We start from the raw sequence: 18,157 nt of genomic DNA, 5'->3' as shown, positions 1-18,157 counted from the left end.
ATCTACGATAAGTGCTGCAAGAACCCACGACGGGTTCGATTCTTTAGACTTCTGGGAGGAAGATAATGAAATCTCTACGTAACACGGCCCTCGGCCTGTCTATGGGTATCGTTGCGGCGTCCACAGCATTTGCTGACGGCCATGCAAAAGAACTCACAATTGCGATCGTGAACAACGGTCACATGATCAACATGCAGAAAGTTGCAGAAGCATACACAGAAGAGACCGGCGTTAAGCTGAACTGGGTATCCTTGGAAGAAGGCGTTCTTCGTGAGCAAGTAACGTCCGACACAGCAACCGGTGGCGGCCAGTACGACATCATCAACATCGGCATGCAGGAAGCTCCAATCTGGGGTGCAGCAGGCTGGATCGAGCCGCTGAACTTCAGCGCAGAATACGACGTTGACGACATTCTGCCAGCGATGCGCGAAGGTCTGTCCCACGACGGTACTTTGTACGCGGCACCATTTTATGGTGAATCGTCCATGGTTATGTACCGCAAGGACCTGACAGATGCTGCTGGCGTCACAATCGTTGACAACGACAGCTGGGACAACATCACGGCGGCAGCCGCAGCGATGCACGATCCAGAGAATGGCGTATATGGTGCATGTTTGCGCGGTAAGCCAGGTTGGGGTGACGGCATGGCGTTCGTGACAACTGTTGCAAACTCCTTTGGCGCTGCATGGTTCGACAAAGACATGAAGCCAACGCTGGACACGCCCGAGTGGAATGCAGCGGTCACAATGTATGTAAACTTGCTGAACTCCTACGGACCTCCCGGCTCCGAAGGTAACTCCTTCAACGAGATCCTTGCTTTGTACAACGAAGGCAAGTGTGGCCTGTGGATCGATGCGACAATCGCGGCTTCTTTCCTCGAAGTTGACGGCGTAGCATACGCTCAGTCTCCAAACGCTGGTAACCCAGTGGGCGCGAACTGGCTCTGGGCATGGGCGATGGCTGTACCTTCTGGGACAGAGAACGCTGATGAAGCAAAAGCATTCATCGAATGGGCAACGTCCAAAGAGTACGTACAAGCTGTTGGCAACCACCCAGACTTCGGTTGGGCAAAAGTACCAACAGGCCAGCGTGCATCTACATACGCTATCCCTGAGTTCCAGGCAGTTGCAGGTTTTGCAGCGGCTGAAATGGCAGCAATAGACTCTGCGGCTCCAGGCGCGACAGACTTGAAACCATATGTTGGTGTTCAGTTCGTAGCGATCCCTGAGTTCCCAGAAGTAGGTACAGCTGTTTCCCAAGAAATCGCAGCGGCTCTGTCCGGCGCGAAATCTGTAGAAGAAGCACTTGCAGCTGGCCAAGCAGCGGCAGACGCAATCATGAAGGAAGCGGGCTACTACTAAGCCAGCTAACCAATAAGTACTTGGCCCGATCTTAGGATCGGGCCTTTTACGACCTTGCCTAGTTATGCGCGTTTGGCTTTGATCGCGGCTTAAAGAACGCCGCAGGTCGCCAGACACAGCCCCGCCAAAATAAACCGTGCCCCGAAACCCCTGCTTGTAAGGTAACTCGAGCTATGTCTTCTAACAACAGAACGCTCCCGCGAATTCTCCAGACCCCCGCAGTTGTACTGCTGCTGATCTGGATGCTCGTACCCCTCAGCATGACGCTGTACTTCTCGTTTATCCGTTACGTGCTGAACAACACGCGCCGCCCAGAGTGGACCACACCAAGCCCTAGCAACTGGCGCGGATTCGGAAACTACGAATATGTTTTGAATGCCAAAGACTTTTGGTTCGCTATTCAAAACTCCGTCTTCATCGTTACAAGTATTCTGATTATCACCGTCGTTCTCGGCCTTGGTATCGCAGTACTTGTGAACCGCAAATTTCCCGGTCGCGGTATCGTCCGTGTTCTTTTGATCTCACCATTCTTTGTGATGCCAGCGGTGAACGCGGTTCTCTGGATCAACATGATCCTTGATCCGGTGCTTGGCCTGAACGGTCTTGCGGTTGCGGGTATCAACAGCGTCGTTGACGGGTTGCGCGATTTTCCAGTCCTAGGCTGGTTCTTCAACCTTTGGCCTGTGCTTGAACCGATATCATTCCGCGCCACACAAACCTCTGCTTATGCTGTGATCATGATGGTCGCTTGGCAGTGGACACCCTTCGCGGTCCTGATCTTCATGACATCGTTACAGTCCGAGGACGAAAGCCAGAAGGAAGCGGCAACTCTCGACGGTGCAAGCCCATGGTCACAATTCATCAACCTCACTGTGCCCCATCTGGCCCGCCCTATCGCGATTGTTGTGATGATCCAGTCGATCTTTCACCTCTCGCTTTATGCAGAGATCGAAATCGTCAGCCGCGGCAGTGGTAACAAAAACCTGCCCTATCTGATCGGTGAATTTACCAACAACAACATTGGTGCCGCGAGTGCCACAGGCATCTTCGCAGTCATCCTAGCCAACATCATCGCAATCTTCTTGCTGCGTATGGTTGGCAAGAGCTTGATGGATTAAGGAAAAAGACAATGGCAACAGTTTCTCAAAACTCCCGTCTTAGTAACGTTCTTTGGCCCGTCGCTGCATGGGTGATCGCGCTTATCTTTTTCTTCCCGATCTTCTGGCTCGTGTTCACCAGCTTCAAGACAGACGCCGATGCGGTAAAGCCGGAATTCCTGTTTTTCTTCACGCCCACGCTGGAGAACTACACAAATATGACGGAGAACTATGACTATTGGCGTTTCGCGATAAACTCGGTCATCACGTCGACCTTCGCGACTTTGTTCGCACTGACGGTTGGTGTTCCGGCGGCTTATGCGATGGCCTTCAACCCGTCGCGCCACACCAAAGATATCCTGATGTGGATGCTTTCCACCAAGATGCTTCCAGCGGCGGCGGTTCTTTACCCAATGACCTTCTTGACCAAGAACTTCCTTGGAATTTACGATACGCATTTCTTGGTAATCCTGGTTTTGTGCCTGATCAACTTGCCCATCGTGATCTGGATGCTGTTCACCTACTTCAAAGAGATCCCGAAAGAGATCATCGAAGCGGGTAAAATGGATGGCGTCTCCACATGGGGCGAGATCAAGGACATTCTGATCCCACTCGCATGGGGCGGTATCGCCTCTACAGCGCTTCTGACCTTCATCTTCTGCTGGAACGAAGCCTATTGGACTGTTCGCCTGACAACGATCGACGCGGCAACATTGTCTACATTGATCGAGGGCAACCGCGCACCTGAGGGTCTCTTCTTTGGACGTCTGTCTGCTGTGTCTACCGCTGCGATTGCACCTATCGTAATCCTCGGTTGGTTCTGTCAGAAGCAGCTTGTGGCTGGCCTTACATTTGGTGCGGTGAAGTAAATGACTTTGAACGCCGCCCCTATAAATCTCAGCGGAAAGACAGTGCTGGTCACTGGCGCGGTCGGTGGCATTGGTGCCAGCACGGTTGCTCATTTCACGAGCCTTGGGGCGGTTGTTTATGCGACGGATATTGCAGACAGCTTTGAGGGCGATGCGACGTACAAATCCTTCGATCTTCTGAGCGAGGTAGGTCTCAAAGACTGCCAAGCCTGGATTGCAGAGATCAAGCCAGACGTGCTGTTCAACAACGCCGCCTTGTTCGACATGGGCTCTGTTTTGGAGGCTGACCTCGATCAATTCGACCGCCTCTTTGGCCTAAACGTACGCGCCTTTTATGCAGTGATGCAAAGCGCCGCGAAATCTATGGTCGCAAACGATCAACACGGCTCTATCATCAACATGGCGAGCCAAGCAGGACATCGCGGCGAAGCACTGGTTGCGCACTACTGCGCAACCAAAGCAGCCGTGATCAGCTACACCCAATCTGCGGCCCTCGCGCTTGCGCCCCATAAAATCCGCGTCAACGCGATCAGCCCGGGTGTGATCGACACGCCGATGTGGAAATCCGTTGATGCACTCTTTGCCAAGTTTGAGGGCAAAGAAATCGGTCAAAAGAAACGCGAAGTTGGCGAAGCTGTGCCGCTTGGTTACATGGGCGCGCCATCCGACGTCGCGCGCGCTGCGGTGTTCTTAGCGAGCGATCAATCCAGTTACATGACTGCACAAACCATCGGTGTCGATGGTGGAAATGTGTTGAGGTAGCGCCATGTCAATCATCCTACCTCAAACCGAATTCGTGGACCGCACCACGCGCTCTATCCGTTATCTGGAGCATGGCTGGCCAACAGATTTGTGCCGCTGGCACGCGCATGAAGAGTATGAGTTGCACCTCATCACAGAGACCCGGGGCAAAGCGTTTGTCGGCGACTACATCGGTGATTTTGAGCAGGGGTATCTCTATCTTACGGGTCCAAACCTACCGCACAACTGGGTCACTGACGAACAAGTCTCAGAGCCTGTACACATCCGCGATATGCTCGTTCAGTTCAGCCACAACAGTGTCGAGAGCTTGGCCAAAGGCTTTTCCGAGTTCGCTGAAATTCGCAACATGCTGAAGTCCGCACAGTCGGGTATTTTGTTCGAAGGCTTCAACGCCACTTTCGCGCGTGGCCACATGGAATCGATCCGTGATCATCAAGGTCCTGAGCGCATTCTTGCGTTCATTCGTTTCTTGGTGCGTCTCAATGAACATGCCGAAAAACGCATTCTGTCCGTGACGCGCCTGAAACAGCCGAGTGACGGCAGCAAACACGCGATGATTGGCACCGTGGTGGATTATGTAGTCGAGCATTACCGCGAAGAGCTTTCCGTCAAACAAGCCGCTGATATGGCGGGCATGACGCAAGCCACCTTCAGCCGGAATTTCCAAACGGTGACGGGTCATAATTTCGTTGAATTCGTGAACCGTATTCGCATCGGTAAAGCTTGTGGGATGCTCTACGCATCCGATGCGCCGATCATGACGATCAGCGGGCGCTCTGGCTTTCAGAACATCGCGAACTTTAACCGTCATTTCCTCAAGATGAAGGGCATGACCCCTTCTGCGTATCGGGATGCCGCACGCAAAGATCTCTTTTCTCAAACGGAGACGAACTCATGAACAGTGCGGCCCACAGGCACATCGCCGCAACAGGCTACGATCGAAGCGCCTGTGCCCTCGGTGTCGTCCATCTCGGCTTTGGCGCGTTTCATCGTGCGCATCAGGCGGTGTATCTTGATGACTATATGGAGCAAACCGGCGATCTGCGCTGGGGCATCGCTGCGGTCAATCTGCGCGGCTCCGAGGGAGCGCAATTCCAAGCGGCTGCCAAGGATGTTGATGATCACGACGGCTACTTCCTAAAGTCTATTTCGTCTGACGGTAACGTTGAGTTGCGCCGTGTGCGCAGTCACGCAGCCTTCCTTGATTGGAGCACTAACACCGCGAAAAGCGAAGCGCTCTTGGCGCAGGCCTCTGTTCAACTGGTTACCATCACCGTGACCGAAAGTGGTTATTACACCGACCCGAATGGAGACCTTGATCCAGCGCACCCCGTGATTGCCGCCGAGATTAAAGGCGATGCGCCAAGCAGTGTTTATGGCTACCTGCGCGCTGCTTTACAAACGCGTATGGACGCTGGCGGCGCGCCTTTGACAATCGCCTGCTGCGATAACATTCGCCAGAACGGTAAAATGTTGCACCGCAATCTGCTCGCCTATCTCAACGCTTGCAACGATGCCACTCTCGCCGCTTGGGTCGCCGAAAACGCGACGTTCCCTTGCTCCATGGTAGATCGCATCACGCCGCGCAGCCCTGACGCGCTTGCGACAGAACTCACGCAATTGATTGGCCGCGATGTGACGTCGCCCATTATGGCTGAGGACTTCATCCAGTGGGTCCTTCAGGACAATTTCGCAGGCGATATGCCCGATCTTGCCAAAGCAGGTGTCACAGTTACGCCGGACGTGGATCCATACGAGGAAACCAAAATCCGCGTGCTCAATGGCGGTCATACTGCGATGTGCTATTTCGCGGCACTTGAGAAAATCGAAACCTTCGATGAAATCATGCGCACCCCGCATCTACTTGCGCATTTCAACGCTTTTGAAACGGAAGAAGTCCTTCCTGCGATCACGATTGAGCTGCCCTTCTCAAAAGAAGAGTATCTTGGCAAAATTGCTGCACGCTTTAGCAATGTGGCGATTGGTGACACCGTCGCGCGCATCTGCGCCGATGGCATGGTGAAGTTCCCGATCTTTATTCGCCCCACGCTTGAGGGCTGTTTGAAGCAAGGCATCATGCCACTCAACAGCATCCGCAGCATCGCAAGCTGGTATGTTTTCGCGCAACACGTTGCGGCTGGGAACATCCCGTTCAAATACGTCGAACCCAGCTGGGACGACTTGAAAAAAATGTTGGGCACTGATGATTTCATCACCTCGCGCCTGCTCTGGGGCGAGCTTCCAACTGCATATCCTGAATTCGCAGACACTCTGCGCAACGAAATTTCTGAAATGGAGCTGAAATGGCCGGTTTAACTCTACGCGACGTGCGCAAAAGCTATGGTGACGTACAAGTCATGCATGGCGTCGATCTTGATATTGAAGATGGCGAGTTTGTTGTTTTCGTTGGTCCATCGGGCTGCGGTAAGTCTACGCTTTTGCGCATGATTGCCGGGCTCGAGGAAATTTCCGACGGTTCAGTCGCCATTGGGGAACGTGTTGTGAATGACGTTGCCGCCTCCAAGCGTGGCGTTGCGATGGTGTTCCAAACCTACGCGCTTTACCCGCATATGACGGTTTACAAAAACATGGCCTTTGGTCTGAAGCAGGCCAAAACGGATCCTGCCGAAATCAAGCGTCGCGTTGATGCAGCGGCTGATATTTTACAGATCACCGACTACCTTGATCGCAGCCCACGTAACCTATCGGGTGGTCAGCGCCAGCGTGTAGCCATTGGCCGTGCGATTGTACGTGACCCTGATGTGTTCCTCTTTGACGAACCGCTCTCTAACCTTGACGCCGCTTTGCGTGTTCAGACCCGTCTGGAAATCGCACGCCTTCACCAGCGTCTTAACACAACGATGATCTACGTGACGCACGATCAGGTCGAAGCGATGACGCTTGCGGACAAAATCGTTGTTCTTCGCGATGGTCGTATCGAGCAGGTGGGTTCCCCCATCGAGCTTTATGAGCGTCCCGCCAACGCCTTCGTGGCGCAGTTCATTGGTAGCCCAAAGATGAACTTCTTTGAGACGGCTGACATGCCTGCTTCTGCTGCGGCCGTTCTTGGTCGTGAGATTGGCGCGAACGATCAGGTTGGTCTGCGTCCTGAGCACCTCACGCCTGCGGATGCGGGCAGCGCGGTGATCCAAGGCAAGCTTGAGCTCGTAGAAAACCTTGGCGAGTACGCGTTGGTGCATTTGGCCACGGCGAACGGCACAGAGTTCATCGCGAAGACCGAAAAGCCACCGGTTGAAGCGTTGGGCGAAACTCTGAGCTTTACGATCAAGCCAGAGCTTGCGCACTACTTTGCAAAAGACACTGATTTGCGCGCTTAAATTACGCGCACAGGCACGCTCGCAAGCGAGTGAATGCTGCTGTTTACAGAAGAAACGACTGGACCGGACAGTTCAAACTGTTCGATCCGGTCAGCCAAAGCGTTCAAGAGACAGGTGATTTCTAAACGCGCCAGGTGCATGCCAAGACAGGCGTGAACGCCATGACCAAACCCTACATGCCCTCGTACTTTCCGCTCGATATCAAAGCGGTCTGGATCAGGGAATTTGCTCTCGTCGCGATTGGCAGCGCCGTAAACCATCAAGGCGCGTGTCCCTGCTTTTAGCTGCACACCGCCCACTTCGATGTCTTCCCCGATATAGCGCGAAAACGCTTTGATCGGAGTGTTCATCCGCACCACTTCTTCAATCGCATTGGCAATCAGCGAGCGATCCGCACGCAGTTTCTGCCATTGCTCAGGATGTTTCGCGAACAGCATCATCGCGTAGCCAATGGCGGAAATCGTCGTGTCCAAGCTCGGCGCGATATAGTCACGCATCAGCTCAACCGCTTTGTCAGGCTCTAACCCATGGGCAATGCCACCTTGCGTCGCAAGGTTTGCCCAGCCATCAGGCTTGATCGCGCCAAGCGTCTCAGGGTCTTCCAAAAATGCGCGCAGCTTTTTCAGATTACCAAGTGCTACTTCTCGCCGTTCGCGGGGATCTCCCATGAGTTCAAACGTCGCGGCACCCCATTCGAGCATGTTGTTGGAACCATGCTCGCCCAGCCCCACAAGATCGCGCACAATGGTAAGCGGCAGGTAAGGCGCAAGCTCGCTCGCAGCATCAAATTCACCCGCGTTGGTCATCGTCTCTGCGAGGTTCTGCGCTTCGGTCTCGATCCGGTCTTTCACATCCTTCAACGCCCTTGGCGTGAGCGGAGAGAACGTAATCGCGCGCGTTTCGTCGTGACGCGGCGGATCAGAGTTGAGCGTGCTACCAATCAGAAACGGATTGATCTCTTCATTGATCGACACGCCCTTGCCCGACTGAAACACACGGTGATTGCGCAGGGATTTCGTCAGCTCTTCAAATCCGCAAATCGCATGAAGGTTGTTTTTGGGGAGCCACACCACAGGCCCCAGCGCGAGCATTTTGTGATAGGCATCGACTGGGTTCTCAACATTAGCGTCATCATAAAAATCGACGTCGCAAATCGGAGCACCGCTGGTGTGGATTTCGGTCACTTTATCGCCTCAAGCTAGCCGCGTCGCGCGCGGGCTTTCGTCCATTTGGTAAGTCAAGTGATCCAGCAAACGCATCGACAGCGTCGCTTTCGTCATCGCGTATTCAGGATCTGCCCACAGGTTCTTGCATTCGCGCGGATCTGCGTTGAGATCATAAAGCTCGCCCCAATCCTCGCCCGCATACACAGTCATGCGCCAATCAGCAGAGCGTAGCGTGCGTGCGCGCACCGCCTTGCTGAAACCCATGCGCGGACCGCCATCATTGTGCTCGATCATCACCTCTTCGCGGTGCGCTTGCGTACCGTCCAAGGCACCAAGGAAGCTTTGCCCTTGCATCCCATTGTAAGGCGCAAAACCTGCGCGCTCTAAGATACTGGCAGAGATGTCGATAGTTGATGCCATCGTATCCGCCTGTACCTCAGCGCGCGTTTCTGGGTCAGACCAGATCATCGGAACACGCGTGATCGAGGGCAGCATGATCGGCCCCTTCAACATCAGATTAAAGTCACCCAAATAGTCACCGTGATCGGACGTAAAGATGATCACCGTGTTATCATATTCGCCCGATGCTTTCAGCGCGTCGATCACGCGGCCAATGTGATCGTCGATCATCGTGATCATACCAGCGGTCAGCGCTTTGGCTTCGCGCACTTGTTGATCGTTCGCGCAGAACGGCATCTGCGGGATCGCTGGCTCTATCCCCGCTTCCCACATCTTGCGTTCATGCAGCATCGCGGGCGTGGGGTTTTCATGCGCCGCAAAGGGTAGATCCACATCGAAATCGTCAGGGTCGTACATGTCCCAATATTTGCCCGGCGGATTGAAGGGGTGATGCGGATCAGGGAACGATACGAAGGCAAAGAACGGATCATCCGCATCCTTGCGACCCTTTATATACTCTACCGCCTTATCCGCGATCCAAGCCGTTGGATATTTGTCCTCTGGAACAGGGGTCCGATAAGCTTGTGGGCATGTGTAATCATGCGCAAGCTCATTCACGGGATCATGAAGCTCTTTCCAATTCGGCACAGTTTCGCGGAACCACTGGCCGTACTGACCGCCACATTGATCACCGTGACTCGTCACCATATCCACATGCTGGAAACCATAATAGGGCGTCTCAAACGGCGCATCAGAGGGTTTGTCAAAACTCGCCGGCTCTTCCTTCGTGTAGCTTCCCACGTCGTCTTTCCATGCCTCTGGAATCAGACGCTCAACCGTATCTGGTTTGCGCAAAGGCGGTTCGTCGGTAAAAGGCTGGAGATGGCTTTTGCCAATGCTTGCAGTCGCGTAACCACCCGCCGCCAACACATCAACAAAGGTATTCGCGCGCTCGGAGAGCAAGCAACCATTGTGGCGCAATCCATGCACAGACGGCATACGTCCTGTAAACAACGACGCGCGGTTGGGCATACAAACAGGCAAGGCGACGTGGAAGTCCTGAAACCGCGTTCCCTTGGCCGCAATCGCATCAATGTTGGGCGTGCGAACTACAGGGTGCCCAGCGCACCCAAGCCAATCGGCGCGGTGTTGGTCGGTAATGAACAGCAGGAAATTGGGTTTCTTGGACATTCAAGTCTCTCCTGTTTAGGCGGTCGCGCTTTCACGATGCATTATACGGTGCAAGATCAAGACCCCCACGCCTACCGCAATCGCGCTTAGATGGATCATCTCGGGTTTGGCCAAAATGGTCGCCGCAATCGCGAGACGGATCAGAACCCAAGGCAAGCCAAGCGGCCCCGTATCATAGCGCGCCAAAGCGCTGGCTATGAGATACAGCGCAAACACTAAACGGGCCAATAGCCATAAGAGCGAGACGAAGCTGACGCCGCCCTCATAGCCAGGCAGGAATTCCTTGCTTGGGCTTGTGGGGTCAATGAGTGCTTGATCAATCAGCAAAAGCTCTGGGTAGAAGGCAAAGATGAAAGGGATCACAAACATCACGATGCCAGAGCGCACAGCGCTGAAACCAGTGGCCATCGGTTCGGCCTTGGTGATCGTCGCCGCCGCAAAAGCGGCGAGCGCGACAGGCGGCGTAATGGCTGAAGCAACTGCAAAATAAAAGATAAACATATGTGCCGTAAACGTCGCAAGACCAAGCCCGATCAGCATCGGCCCCATCAGCAAGGCAACGTTGATATAGGCAGGCACCGCAGGCATCCCCATACCAAGCAGAACCGCCAGTAGCATGGTGATTGCGAGCGCAAGGAACTGCATCGAGAAGGACGCGCTGCCGCCTAGATCAAGCGTGAGCAGGAAGCTCAGAATGTCGATGCCAACGAACTTCGACAGGCCCGTAAAGTTCAAGCAAACATCAATAACAGTGACCGCGAGGAACATCAGATACAGCGTTGAAACCGTTATGCCCGCATCAGCCAATGCATCTAGCGCCTTGCGCGGTGTCGCGCGAAAGTCCTTGTCTAGGAACAAAAGCAAGATCACCAAAGCAGCGCCCCACCACCCTGTCGCACCAGCATCGCCAGCGGCGTTTTGGTAAAGCTGCAAGAACCACGGCAATTCAATCGCGCGACACACGCCGTTGTTAACAATGGTCTCAGCGCCAAGCATCCAACCTAGCACACCACAACCGACCGCATCTTTCTTGGTGAGCAGCAAGATCAGGATCAAAAGGATCGGTAGGAAGATTTGCATCAGATGCAGAACATCTGTGCGCGTTATGCGCATATCGTCCGTAAATTCCCCAAACGCCTCGATCCCCTGTTTACGCGATTGGAACATCGCTGTCAGGAACAGACAGAAGAAATACGCAATCGCCGGGATCGTTGCGGCAATGATTACGTCGCCGTAAGGCGTCGCTGTGAGGGCCGCGAGGATGAATGCGGCAACGCCCATGACAGGGGGCATAATCGAGCCACCAGAGGAAGCAGCCGCTTCGACGCCACCCGCGAACACGCGTGAAAAGCCCGCCTTGATCATCATCGGAATCGTTAGAACTCCGGTAGAGAGCACGTTTGTCACAGGACCACCCGTAATCGTGCCAAACATCGCCGACGAAACAATCGCGGCATGCGCAGGACCACCGCGCAGGTTACGCGTCCAGCGAAAGGCGAGCTTGATCAGCGATTGACCACCCGCAGATTTGCCGAACATCGCACCAAGGATAATATAAGGAAACACGAGGTTCATGATAACGTACATGAAGCGGCCAAGCATACCGCTTGAGTTGTTCACCAACGCATCATGCACATTGGGCACGCCGTCTAGGAACGTCCGCGGTTCACCGCCAAGCTTGGTCATGAAGTACTTGTTGATGTCGTTAGGGCCGTGAAAATACCACACCAGCACTGTGCCAATCGTATAGGCCGCAACCAGCAACGCAACGAGCACGAGCGGCAAGCCCCAAACCCGCACATTATAGGCAAGGAAAACAAGGATAGACACGCCAACAATAGCCACCAACCAAACGCCTGTGGTTGCGACGCATTTGGGGTCTTCGACAGTGTCGGGGGCGGGCAGACCCATAGTCTCGGCGAACTCGATTTCTGCCGCCATGGTTTCCGCCATGATACGAGCACGTTCACCTGTGAAGGCGTCAATGATGCAAACGCTATCAATTTCGATAAGATAGGTAAGCGAGATGGCCCCAGCTGCAACCACCAGCGCAACGTCCATAAACGCGCCGAACCATTCTCGTGACGTGCCTTGCCACGCGCGCCACATGGAGTGCTTCATCGCGACGATCACCATCATGATAAAGAAGACGAGCGGATAGAAATACTCGGTCGAGAATGAGCGCACCCGAAGTTTGTCGATGCCCGTAATGTTCTGCCACATCTGATCCCAACCGGGGATCGTTGGCATACTGTTTACGATACCCATCGCCACGAAAATCAACGCCAGACCATAGAGGTACTTATTCGGAAACAGCGTCTTTTTAGGTTTTTGATCAGTCGTGTCGGACATGGGCCACCTATTGGGTCTAGTGTCGCAAAAGGCGCCGCCAGTGTTTGGCGACGCCTCGTTTAGTTAACTGCGGTTTCGCTTATTCAGCAACAGCACAATCGTCGAGCTCGTAACCCGCTTCACGCCATGCGCGCGCGGCGGCAGGGTGATACTTCACAGGGTTCTGACCACACATGCCGAGCATTGGGTTGTCAAAGTTAACGCTGTTACCAAAAGGCGCTTTTGCTTTCAGCTCATCCATGGATGCAACGTAGGCTGCAACGAGATCATAAACGAGCGTGTCATCCATGTCCTTGTGAACCACGTTGCCACCAATGGTCTCGAACGCGCGGAACACGTCGTCCTCAGATACGAACGACCAGCTGTCACCCATGATTTCACGCAGCTCGTTGATGTCAATCTCTGTCGCTGCTGAACCCGGTGCTTTCATGTATTTCTGCATTGCTTCGGATTCGTATGCTTCCTTGGGCATGGACCAACCGGTCATGTTACCCGCAGCAGCAACTGTCGTCAGACGCGAACCAGGGAACAGCTCTGGCAGAACAACCGCATCAGGCTCACCACCTGAAATCACAGACGATGCCTGACCCCAGTTGGACTGCATGCCCTCATAGCCTTCGCCGTCTTTAAGGCCGGCTACGATCTGGATCATGCTACGTGCGTTCGTAAGTGCGCCCCCGCGTGGTGGACCGTTGAAGATCTTTTTGCCTTCCAGATCATCCCAACCGCCAAGGTTTTTGGAATCGTATGCGAAAAGAAAGAAGACACCGAGCGTCACAGGCGTGATCGCGCGCAGGTTACCCGCAAGCTCCGCGCCCTTTTCTTTGCCAAGCGATCCATAAGGACCAACGCCACGGCTCATCAGGAACGGCAGAATATGCGGTGTGCCAGCGATATCTGTCTTGCCTTCAGCGACGTTCTGAATGGAGTTGGTCAGCGTCTGACCTTCTGCAAGCTGAATGTTGGCGATGCCAAGCGTGCCTGCGATCTCTGTCAGGTGCGCGGGTGACAGGTGCACCGCGCCGCCGGGGCTGGCTGTTTCAGCCGTCAAGTTGACCTGCGCGAATGCGGGCATAGCAAGCATCGCGCCACCAAGTAGTGCGCCAATTACAGTATTTTTCATTGTTTCCTCCCAAAAACTTTTTGTCGACATCAGCATTCCCGAGAACAATTAACATAGCAAGCAATAATCAGACCTAACGCGCGTCTTATTTGATGATGCGCTTTACGCCTCAGTCGACAAAATGAAGTCAGCAGCGCGCCCTGCGATCATCATTGTTGGCGCATTCGTGTTACCGGACACCAGCGCAGGCATGACAGAGCAATCCGCGACGCGCAGGTTATCAACTCCGTTCACCCTCAATTCGGAATCGACCACTGCACTGGGACTGCCCCCCATGCGACAGGTTCCAGCGGGGTGGAAAATCGTGCGCGCATGTTTGCGGATCGCGTCATCCAGCGAATTAGAGCCGACGCGCGTGTCGATACTTGCGCTCGGCCACACCTCTTCGCTTAGAACGTCACGCAACTCTGCTTGATCGAATATCTCGCGCGCCAGCCGGATGCCGCGTCTAAGCGTATCAAGGTCGCTGGGGTCTTGCAGCATACGCGCTTCAAAACGCAGATCATCTAGCGGATTCGAAGATGCCAGCGTCAAACGTCCGCGCGATTTAGGGCGCATGGTCATGGGGTGCACTTGAGCGGCATGATAATCGAGCGGCGGCGTACCGGGAGCGCCCGGAGCAAAGGGGGCAAAGTTGAACTGAACGTCAGGCCGCCCAGACCCAGATGTATCCACGCAGGCACCCGATTGGAGCAGGTTCGAGCTAAGCAATCCGCGTTTCCCCATCATGTATTGCGCTCCATGCCACATCCCGCGCAGCCCCTTGTCCGCGCCATAAAGCCCGAGCTTGCCATTGAGACGACGGGTTACGGGGGTGCCCACGTGATCTTGGAAGTTCGCGCCGACTTCGGGCGCGTCGTGCACAACATCAATCCCATAGCGCGTTAGAATATCAGCAGGCCCAATGCCAGAGAGCATCAACAGCTTGGGACTTTGGAAACTGCCTGCGCTCAGAATAATCTCTCGCTTTGCTTGAAGGGTGACAGGCTTTCCATCTCCATCGCGCGCCTCGATACCTGTCGCGCGGCGACCTTTGATCTGGATGCGCTCAACGGATAAGTGTGTCAGCACGCTCAAATTCTCACGGTTCAGCTCAGGTTTCAAAAAACATTGCGCTGCGGATTGCCGTTGCCCTTTATGCGCCGTGACCTGATACCACCCTGCCCCCTCTTGTTGCGCGCCATTGAAATCGTCGGATTTCGGCAAACCACCAGCGAGGCTCGCTTCGATCAATTTTTCTGAGATCGGGTGTTTAGGCGCAGGTGTATCGACCACCAAGCGCCCCTCTGAGCCGTGAAACTGATCCTTGATCGTCGTGTTACGCTCTTGTCGTTTGAAGACGGGCAGCACGTCTTTGTAAGACCAACCTTTGCAGCCGTGCTCTTGCTCCCAGTCATCATAATCACGCGCTTGACCGCGCATGTAGATCATTCCGTTTACAGAACTTCCGCCACCCAGCACGCGCCCTTGCGGGACAGGAAATGGCAAATCATCCAAAGTTGGATCAGGCTCGGACACGACCACTTCCGCGTCTTGTGATTGCAACGCTTTGAAGAAGGTCGCGGGGATGTGGATCCAAGGGTTCACGTCTTTGCGGCCCCGCTCAATCAGAGCGACAGATGCATCGCTGCGTGCCGAAAGTTCAGCCGCAAGAACGCATCCAGCTGCACCGCCACCGACTATGATGTAGTCATATTCTGCTTCCATGACGCGACGATGCACCGACGATCGCGAAGGTTCAAGCGTGCGATACCCCCTTCTCTGACGGAGATTTATCGCCTACCACTTCACCAACACATATCATCAGGAGACCTCACATGCGCGTAGCACTCACTGGCGGATTCACTGGAATTGGCGCATCTGTCGCTCAAAAACTCAAGGCTGCGGGCCATCATGTCACCGCGTTTGATATCGGTGATCCGGGCGAACATGTGGATCACTGGATCAAGACAGATCTGAGCGATCCGAGTTCTATTGCTGATGCGCTCGCTGCTGCCGAAGGCCCCTTTGATGCGCTGATCAATAACGCAGGCTTGCCCCCGCGCGAGGGTCTGGCAGAGGTTGTTCTCAAGGTGAACTACATTGGACTGTGCACATTCCTTGATGGAATGCTCGACAAGCTCGCGAGCGGCGCAGCGGTTGTTAACACTGCTTCACGAGCAGGTGCCGGATGGCGTGAAAACCTCGATCAGGTCAAAGCTTTGATGGCACTGCAAGGCGACAACGTCGCTGACTTTATCGCTGATCAAAAGATGGATGCGACGCGCGCTTATAACCTCTCCAAGGAAGCGGTGATCGTGATGACTATGGCCCGCGCAGAAGACATGACGGCGCGCGGTTTGCGTATGAATTCCGCTAGTCCTGCGGCTGTGAGCACGGGTATCTTGGATGATTTCGTAGCTGCCTTCGGTGAGAAAGTCGCCGCGAACATCGCACGTGTCGGTCGTCCGGGCTTGCCCGAAGAAGTGGCGGATGTGATCATCTTTCTCGCCTCGCCCGAAAGCGCGTGGATCAAAGGACAAGATATCGCGATTGATGGCGGCATGAGCGCGATGGCGATGTCAGACGCGCTAGGTTTGACTTAAGCCGCTGCCATTTGCGCCAAGGCTTGCTTGCGAAAATCTGTAGGTGATTTGCCCGTTGTTTCGCGAAACGCGCGGTTGAATGGACCAAGCGAGCTGAACCCAACATCGAACGCGATTTCAAGGATAGTTTCCTCTGATGCTTCCGGCGCTTCCAAACGCTTTATCGCCGCATCAATGCGCGCACGGTTAATAAAACTTGCGAAATTGCGGTGCCCCAAACCACGGTTTATCGCTTTGCGCACTTGATGCTCAGGGGCACCAACTTTCTGCGCAAGGCCACCTACGGTCAATCCTTCGACTTGCCAAACACCTGCGTCCATCGCTTCCAAGATACGGCGCACTAGCGCCGTTTGCTCATTCGTGCGCTCTTGCAGCGTTGGCTTGTCAGCGGCATCGGGCACGGTTTCGCCCGGCCAATTACTCAGGTTCGCTTTCAACGCCCAAATGGTAAAGACGGTCAAAAACAGCCAGAACACGCTTGATTGACTAAGCGCGACTTGGATTGATTGGAACCCTTTGATCGGAGTCGAGGTGATGGCTTGCCCAACGGCATAGATTAAAAGAAACGCGGACATCACAGGACGCAAACGACGACGCGCATCCTGCAAATCGCCGCGCGCAGAATAGAGGATAAGCGCTAGCAAAGCGATGAAATGCAGCGCTGCATAGGCGCGAAGCGCTGGTACGATTTGGGGCACAATAGGTACTGAAACAATCGCGATGGTGATCATCACGGCCGAGACAAGCCAAAGCCAACGATAGCGTTTCTCATCCAAGAAGATCGTCAACGCGAACCATGTAATGCCGAAAGCGCCAAGGGTTCCGATGATTTTCAAGCTCCAAATCAATTCTGCGGATACGCCGGGACCATCGGCAAGGTGGCTCATGATTTTCGAGGAAGACGCCACCGCAAGCACCGTAAAAGCCATCTGCGCTTCACGCGCGATGCGGCTCATCCAGATGAGGGCCGTTAAAACAAGAAGGGTGCCCAGCGTGGCCCCCCTTACTGCAAAATCTATGACCTCTAAATCCAAAACGCGCCCTCACACATCATACTCTTATGATGCGCAAAAGCGCATGTTTGTCTAGGACTGTTGGTTGTCTTTACGCAGCCGCATGCACATTCAATTCAACCGATTGGGCTGCAACATGGCGCTGCATCGCTGCATGGATCACGAAACCCATCTGCGGCTCAACCTTCATCAAAAGTGCAGCAAGCCAGCCCGGAATACGCGTCACACGCTTCATTCCAATCACAGCACGGAACCCTTCGATCCCGAGCGTGCAAAGGGGCGACGCCTCAAGGTCCTCGATGCGCACATCAAAGCGCTGACGCGCTGTGAGCAAGTCACGTGCTGTACGCTCCACAAGGTCCCATTCGAGACGCACAGCGCGGCGATTTGCCCAACTCGCCTTTGCGCGTTCCATGGCTTCAAACGGGTCACTGCAAGATGCGTGGTAGCCGCATTCTTTCGTCGGCGTGAACACCATCCAAAGTAATTCACCTTTGAGCGTCACCGCCCGGTAAGCCGCCATTTGGCCGTCATCTGACGTCACCTTGTTGCCAAGATCAAAATAGAGCGGGACCCAGTCTGCCTTTGTAAACTTCATATCTGTACTGTTTGAAAGGATCTCTTGATCGATCAAGGACGTCATCTGACGCTGCTTAGCAAGCTGAAGACGGGCGGCTGTGTGTGAAATCTTTGTCATAGTTTAAGTCCTTCGTGTTGGGGTCATGTGTTGTTTTGAAAAGTGATGATCTCTTTTCGCCAACCCCTGCCCCCAACACGCACCGTTTTTCGAAAATGGATGGTTTTTTTCAGAAACGGAGCGGTATACACAGAGTCCTCGAGCACCCGACTTTTGACGGGTTGACGTCTGACCGTAGAACGATTCAGCTAACCGCATGATCCG

General features: G+C 54.3%; 15 protein-coding genes. 8 read left to right on the top strand and 7 right to left on the bottom strand.

What is annotated here, in order from left to right:
• The first annotated feature begins 65 nt into the window (after nt 1-65).
• From PFRI_RS03225 to PFRI_RS03195, 7 genes are all read left to right on the top strand, one after another.
• Nucleotides 66-1,361 carry an ABC transporter substrate-binding protein gene (locus tag PFRI_RS03225; RefSeq protein ID WP_072629304.1) on the top strand — a complete coding sequence of 432 codons (1,296 nt, stop codon included), beginning with the start codon at nt 66-68 and terminating at the stop codon, nt 1,359-1,361.
• A 173-nt stretch (nt 1,362-1,534) separates the two neighbouring features.
• Nucleotides 1,535-2,479, top strand: coding sequence for a carbohydrate ABC transporter permease (locus PFRI_RS03220; RefSeq protein ID WP_072629303.1), 945 nt, complete (start codon nt 1,535-1,537; stop codon nt 2,477-2,479).
• A gap of 11 nt (nt 2,480-2,490) precedes the next feature.
• Nucleotides 2,491-3,327, top strand: a complete 837-nt coding sequence (locus PFRI_RS03215; RefSeq protein WP_072629302.1) for a carbohydrate ABC transporter permease — start codon at nt 2,491-2,493, stop codon at nt 3,325-3,327.
• On the top strand, nt 3,328-4,089 hold the full coding sequence (locus tag PFRI_RS03210; RefSeq protein WP_072629301.1) for an SDR family oxidoreductase: 762 nt from the start codon (nt 3,328-3,330) through the stop codon (nt 4,087-4,089).
• A gap of 4 nt (nt 4,090-4,093) precedes the next feature.
• Complete coding sequence (locus PFRI_RS03205; protein ID WP_072629300.1) at nt 4,094-4,987, top strand: helix-turn-helix domain-containing protein; 894 nt, start codon at nt 4,094-4,096, stop codon at nt 4,985-4,987.
• Entirely contained in the window at nt 4,984-6,405 is a 1,422-nt protein-coding gene (locus PFRI_RS03200) for a mannitol dehydrogenase family protein (protein ID WP_072629299.1), read from the top strand. The genes PFRI_RS03205 and PFRI_RS03200 overlap by 4 nt, the downstream gene beginning before the upstream one ends.
• The gene (locus tag PFRI_RS03195) at nt 6,393-7,427 is read left to right on the top strand and encodes an ABC transporter ATP-binding protein (RefSeq protein ID WP_072629298.1); all 1,035 of its coding nucleotides are present in this window, start codon (nt 6,393-6,395) and stop codon (nt 7,425-7,427) included. Before PFRI_RS03200 ends, PFRI_RS03195 begins: the two co-directional genes overlap by 13 nt.
• Here the strand turns inward: PFRI_RS03195 and PFRI_RS03190 are convergent.
• The 5 genes from PFRI_RS03190 to PFRI_RS03170 form a co-directional block, all read right to left on the bottom strand.
• Nucleotides 7,424-8,611 carry a cytochrome P450 gene (locus PFRI_RS03190; protein ID WP_072629297.1) on the bottom strand — a complete coding sequence of 396 codons (1,188 nt, stop codon included), beginning with the start codon at nt 8,609-8,611 and terminating at the stop codon, nt 7,424-7,426. The two genes, PFRI_RS03195 and PFRI_RS03190, sit on opposite strands and share 4 nt — an antisense overlap.
• A gap of 9 nt (nt 8,612-8,620) precedes the next feature.
• Entirely contained in the window at nt 8,621-10,183 is a 1,563-nt protein-coding gene (locus PFRI_RS03185; RefSeq protein WP_072629296.1) for a sulfatase family protein, read from the bottom strand.
• 15 nt (nt 10,184-10,198) lie between these two features.
• Nucleotides 10,199-12,535 (bottom strand): TRAP transporter permease, encoded by a 2,337-nt coding sequence (locus PFRI_RS03180; RefSeq protein ID WP_072629295.1) that lies wholly within the window; start codon nt 12,533-12,535, stop codon nt 10,199-10,201.
• A 79-nt stretch (nt 12,536-12,614) separates the two neighbouring features.
• The gene (locus PFRI_RS03175; RefSeq protein WP_072629346.1) at nt 12,615-13,658 is read right to left on the bottom strand and encodes a TAXI family TRAP transporter solute-binding subunit; all 1,044 of its coding nucleotides are present in this window, start codon (nt 13,656-13,658) and stop codon (nt 12,615-12,617) included.
• 102 nt (nt 13,659-13,760) lie between these two features.
• On the bottom strand, nt 13,761-15,365 hold the full coding sequence (locus PFRI_RS03170; protein ID WP_072629345.1) for a GMC family oxidoreductase: 1,605 nt from the start codon (nt 15,363-15,365) through the stop codon (nt 13,761-13,763).
• 110 nt (nt 15,366-15,475) lie between these two features.
• Between PFRI_RS03170 and PFRI_RS03165 the strand changes: the two genes are divergently transcribed.
• On the top strand, nt 15,476-16,243 hold the full coding sequence (locus PFRI_RS03165; protein ID WP_072629294.1) for an SDR family oxidoreductase: 768 nt from the start codon (nt 15,476-15,478) through the stop codon (nt 16,241-16,243).
• Here the strand turns inward: PFRI_RS03165 and PFRI_RS03160 are convergent.
• Together PFRI_RS03160 and PFRI_RS03155 are read right to left on the bottom strand one after the other, a co-directional pair.
• Complete coding sequence (locus tag PFRI_RS03160; protein WP_072629293.1) at nt 16,240-17,199, bottom strand: AraC family transcriptional regulator; 960 nt, start codon at nt 17,197-17,199, stop codon at nt 16,240-16,242. The two genes, PFRI_RS03165 and PFRI_RS03160, sit on opposite strands and share 4 nt — an antisense overlap.
• Nucleotides 17,200-17,347: 148 nt before the next feature.
• Entirely contained in the window at nt 17,348-17,953 is a 606-nt protein-coding gene (locus tag PFRI_RS03155) for a hypothetical protein (RefSeq protein WP_072629292.1), read from the bottom strand.
• Nucleotides 17,954-18,157 lie beyond the last annotated feature (204 nt).

This window comes from Planktotalea frisia, from assembly GCF_001890925.1.
Taxonomy (GTDB): Bacteria; Pseudomonadota; Alphaproteobacteria; order Rhodobacterales; family Rhodobacteraceae; genus Planktotalea; species Planktotalea frisia.
Note: the sequence above shows the minus strand (reverse complement) of the source record. Positions and strands in the feature narration are given on the sequence as shown.

Coding starts and splice junctions, on each gene's coding strand:
- PFRI_RS03180 (WP_072629295.1), bottom strand. CDS start 12,535: ATGTCCGACACGACTGATCAAAAACCTAAAAAGACGCTGTTTCCGAAT.
- PFRI_RS03185 (WP_072629296.1), bottom strand. CDS start 10,183: ATGTCCAAGAAACCCAATTTCCTGCTGTTCATTACCGACCAACACCGC.
- PFRI_RS03155 (WP_072629292.1), bottom strand. CDS start 17,953: ATGACAAAGATTTCACACACAGCCGCCCGTCTTCAGCTTGCTAAGCAG.
- PFRI_RS03195 (WP_072629298.1), top strand. CDS start 6,393: ATGGCCGGTTTAACTCTACGCGACGTGCGCAAAAGCTATGGTGACGTA.
- PFRI_RS03175 (WP_072629346.1), bottom strand. CDS start 13,658: ATGAAAAATACTGTAATTGGCGCACTACTTGGTGGCGCGATGCTTGCT.
- PFRI_RS03225 (WP_072629304.1), top strand. CDS start 66: ATGAAATCTCTACGTAACACGGCCCTCGGCCTGTCTATGGGTATCGTT.
- PFRI_RS03205 (WP_072629300.1), top strand. CDS start 4,094: ATGTCAATCATCCTACCTCAAACCGAATTCGTGGACCGCACCACGCGC.
- PFRI_RS03165 (WP_072629294.1), top strand. CDS start 15,476: ATGCGCGTAGCACTCACTGGCGGATTCACTGGAATTGGCGCATCTGTC.
- PFRI_RS03200 (WP_072629299.1), top strand. CDS start 4,984: ATGAACAGTGCGGCCCACAGGCACATCGCCGCAACAGGCTACGATCGA.
- PFRI_RS03220 (WP_072629303.1), top strand. CDS start 1,535: ATGTCTTCTAACAACAGAACGCTCCCGCGAATTCTCCAGACCCCCGCA.
- PFRI_RS03210 (WP_072629301.1), top strand. CDS start 3,328: ATGACTTTGAACGCCGCCCCTATAAATCTCAGCGGAAAGACAGTGCTG.
- PFRI_RS03215 (WP_072629302.1), top strand. CDS start 2,491: ATGGCAACAGTTTCTCAAAACTCCCGTCTTAGTAACGTTCTTTGGCCC.
- PFRI_RS03160 (WP_072629293.1), bottom strand. CDS start 17,199: ATGAGCCGCATCGCGCGTGAAGCGCAGATGGCTTTTACGGTGCTTGCG.
- PFRI_RS03170 (WP_072629345.1), bottom strand. CDS start 15,365: ATGGAAGCAGAATATGACTACATCATAGTCGGTGGCGGTGCAGCTGGA.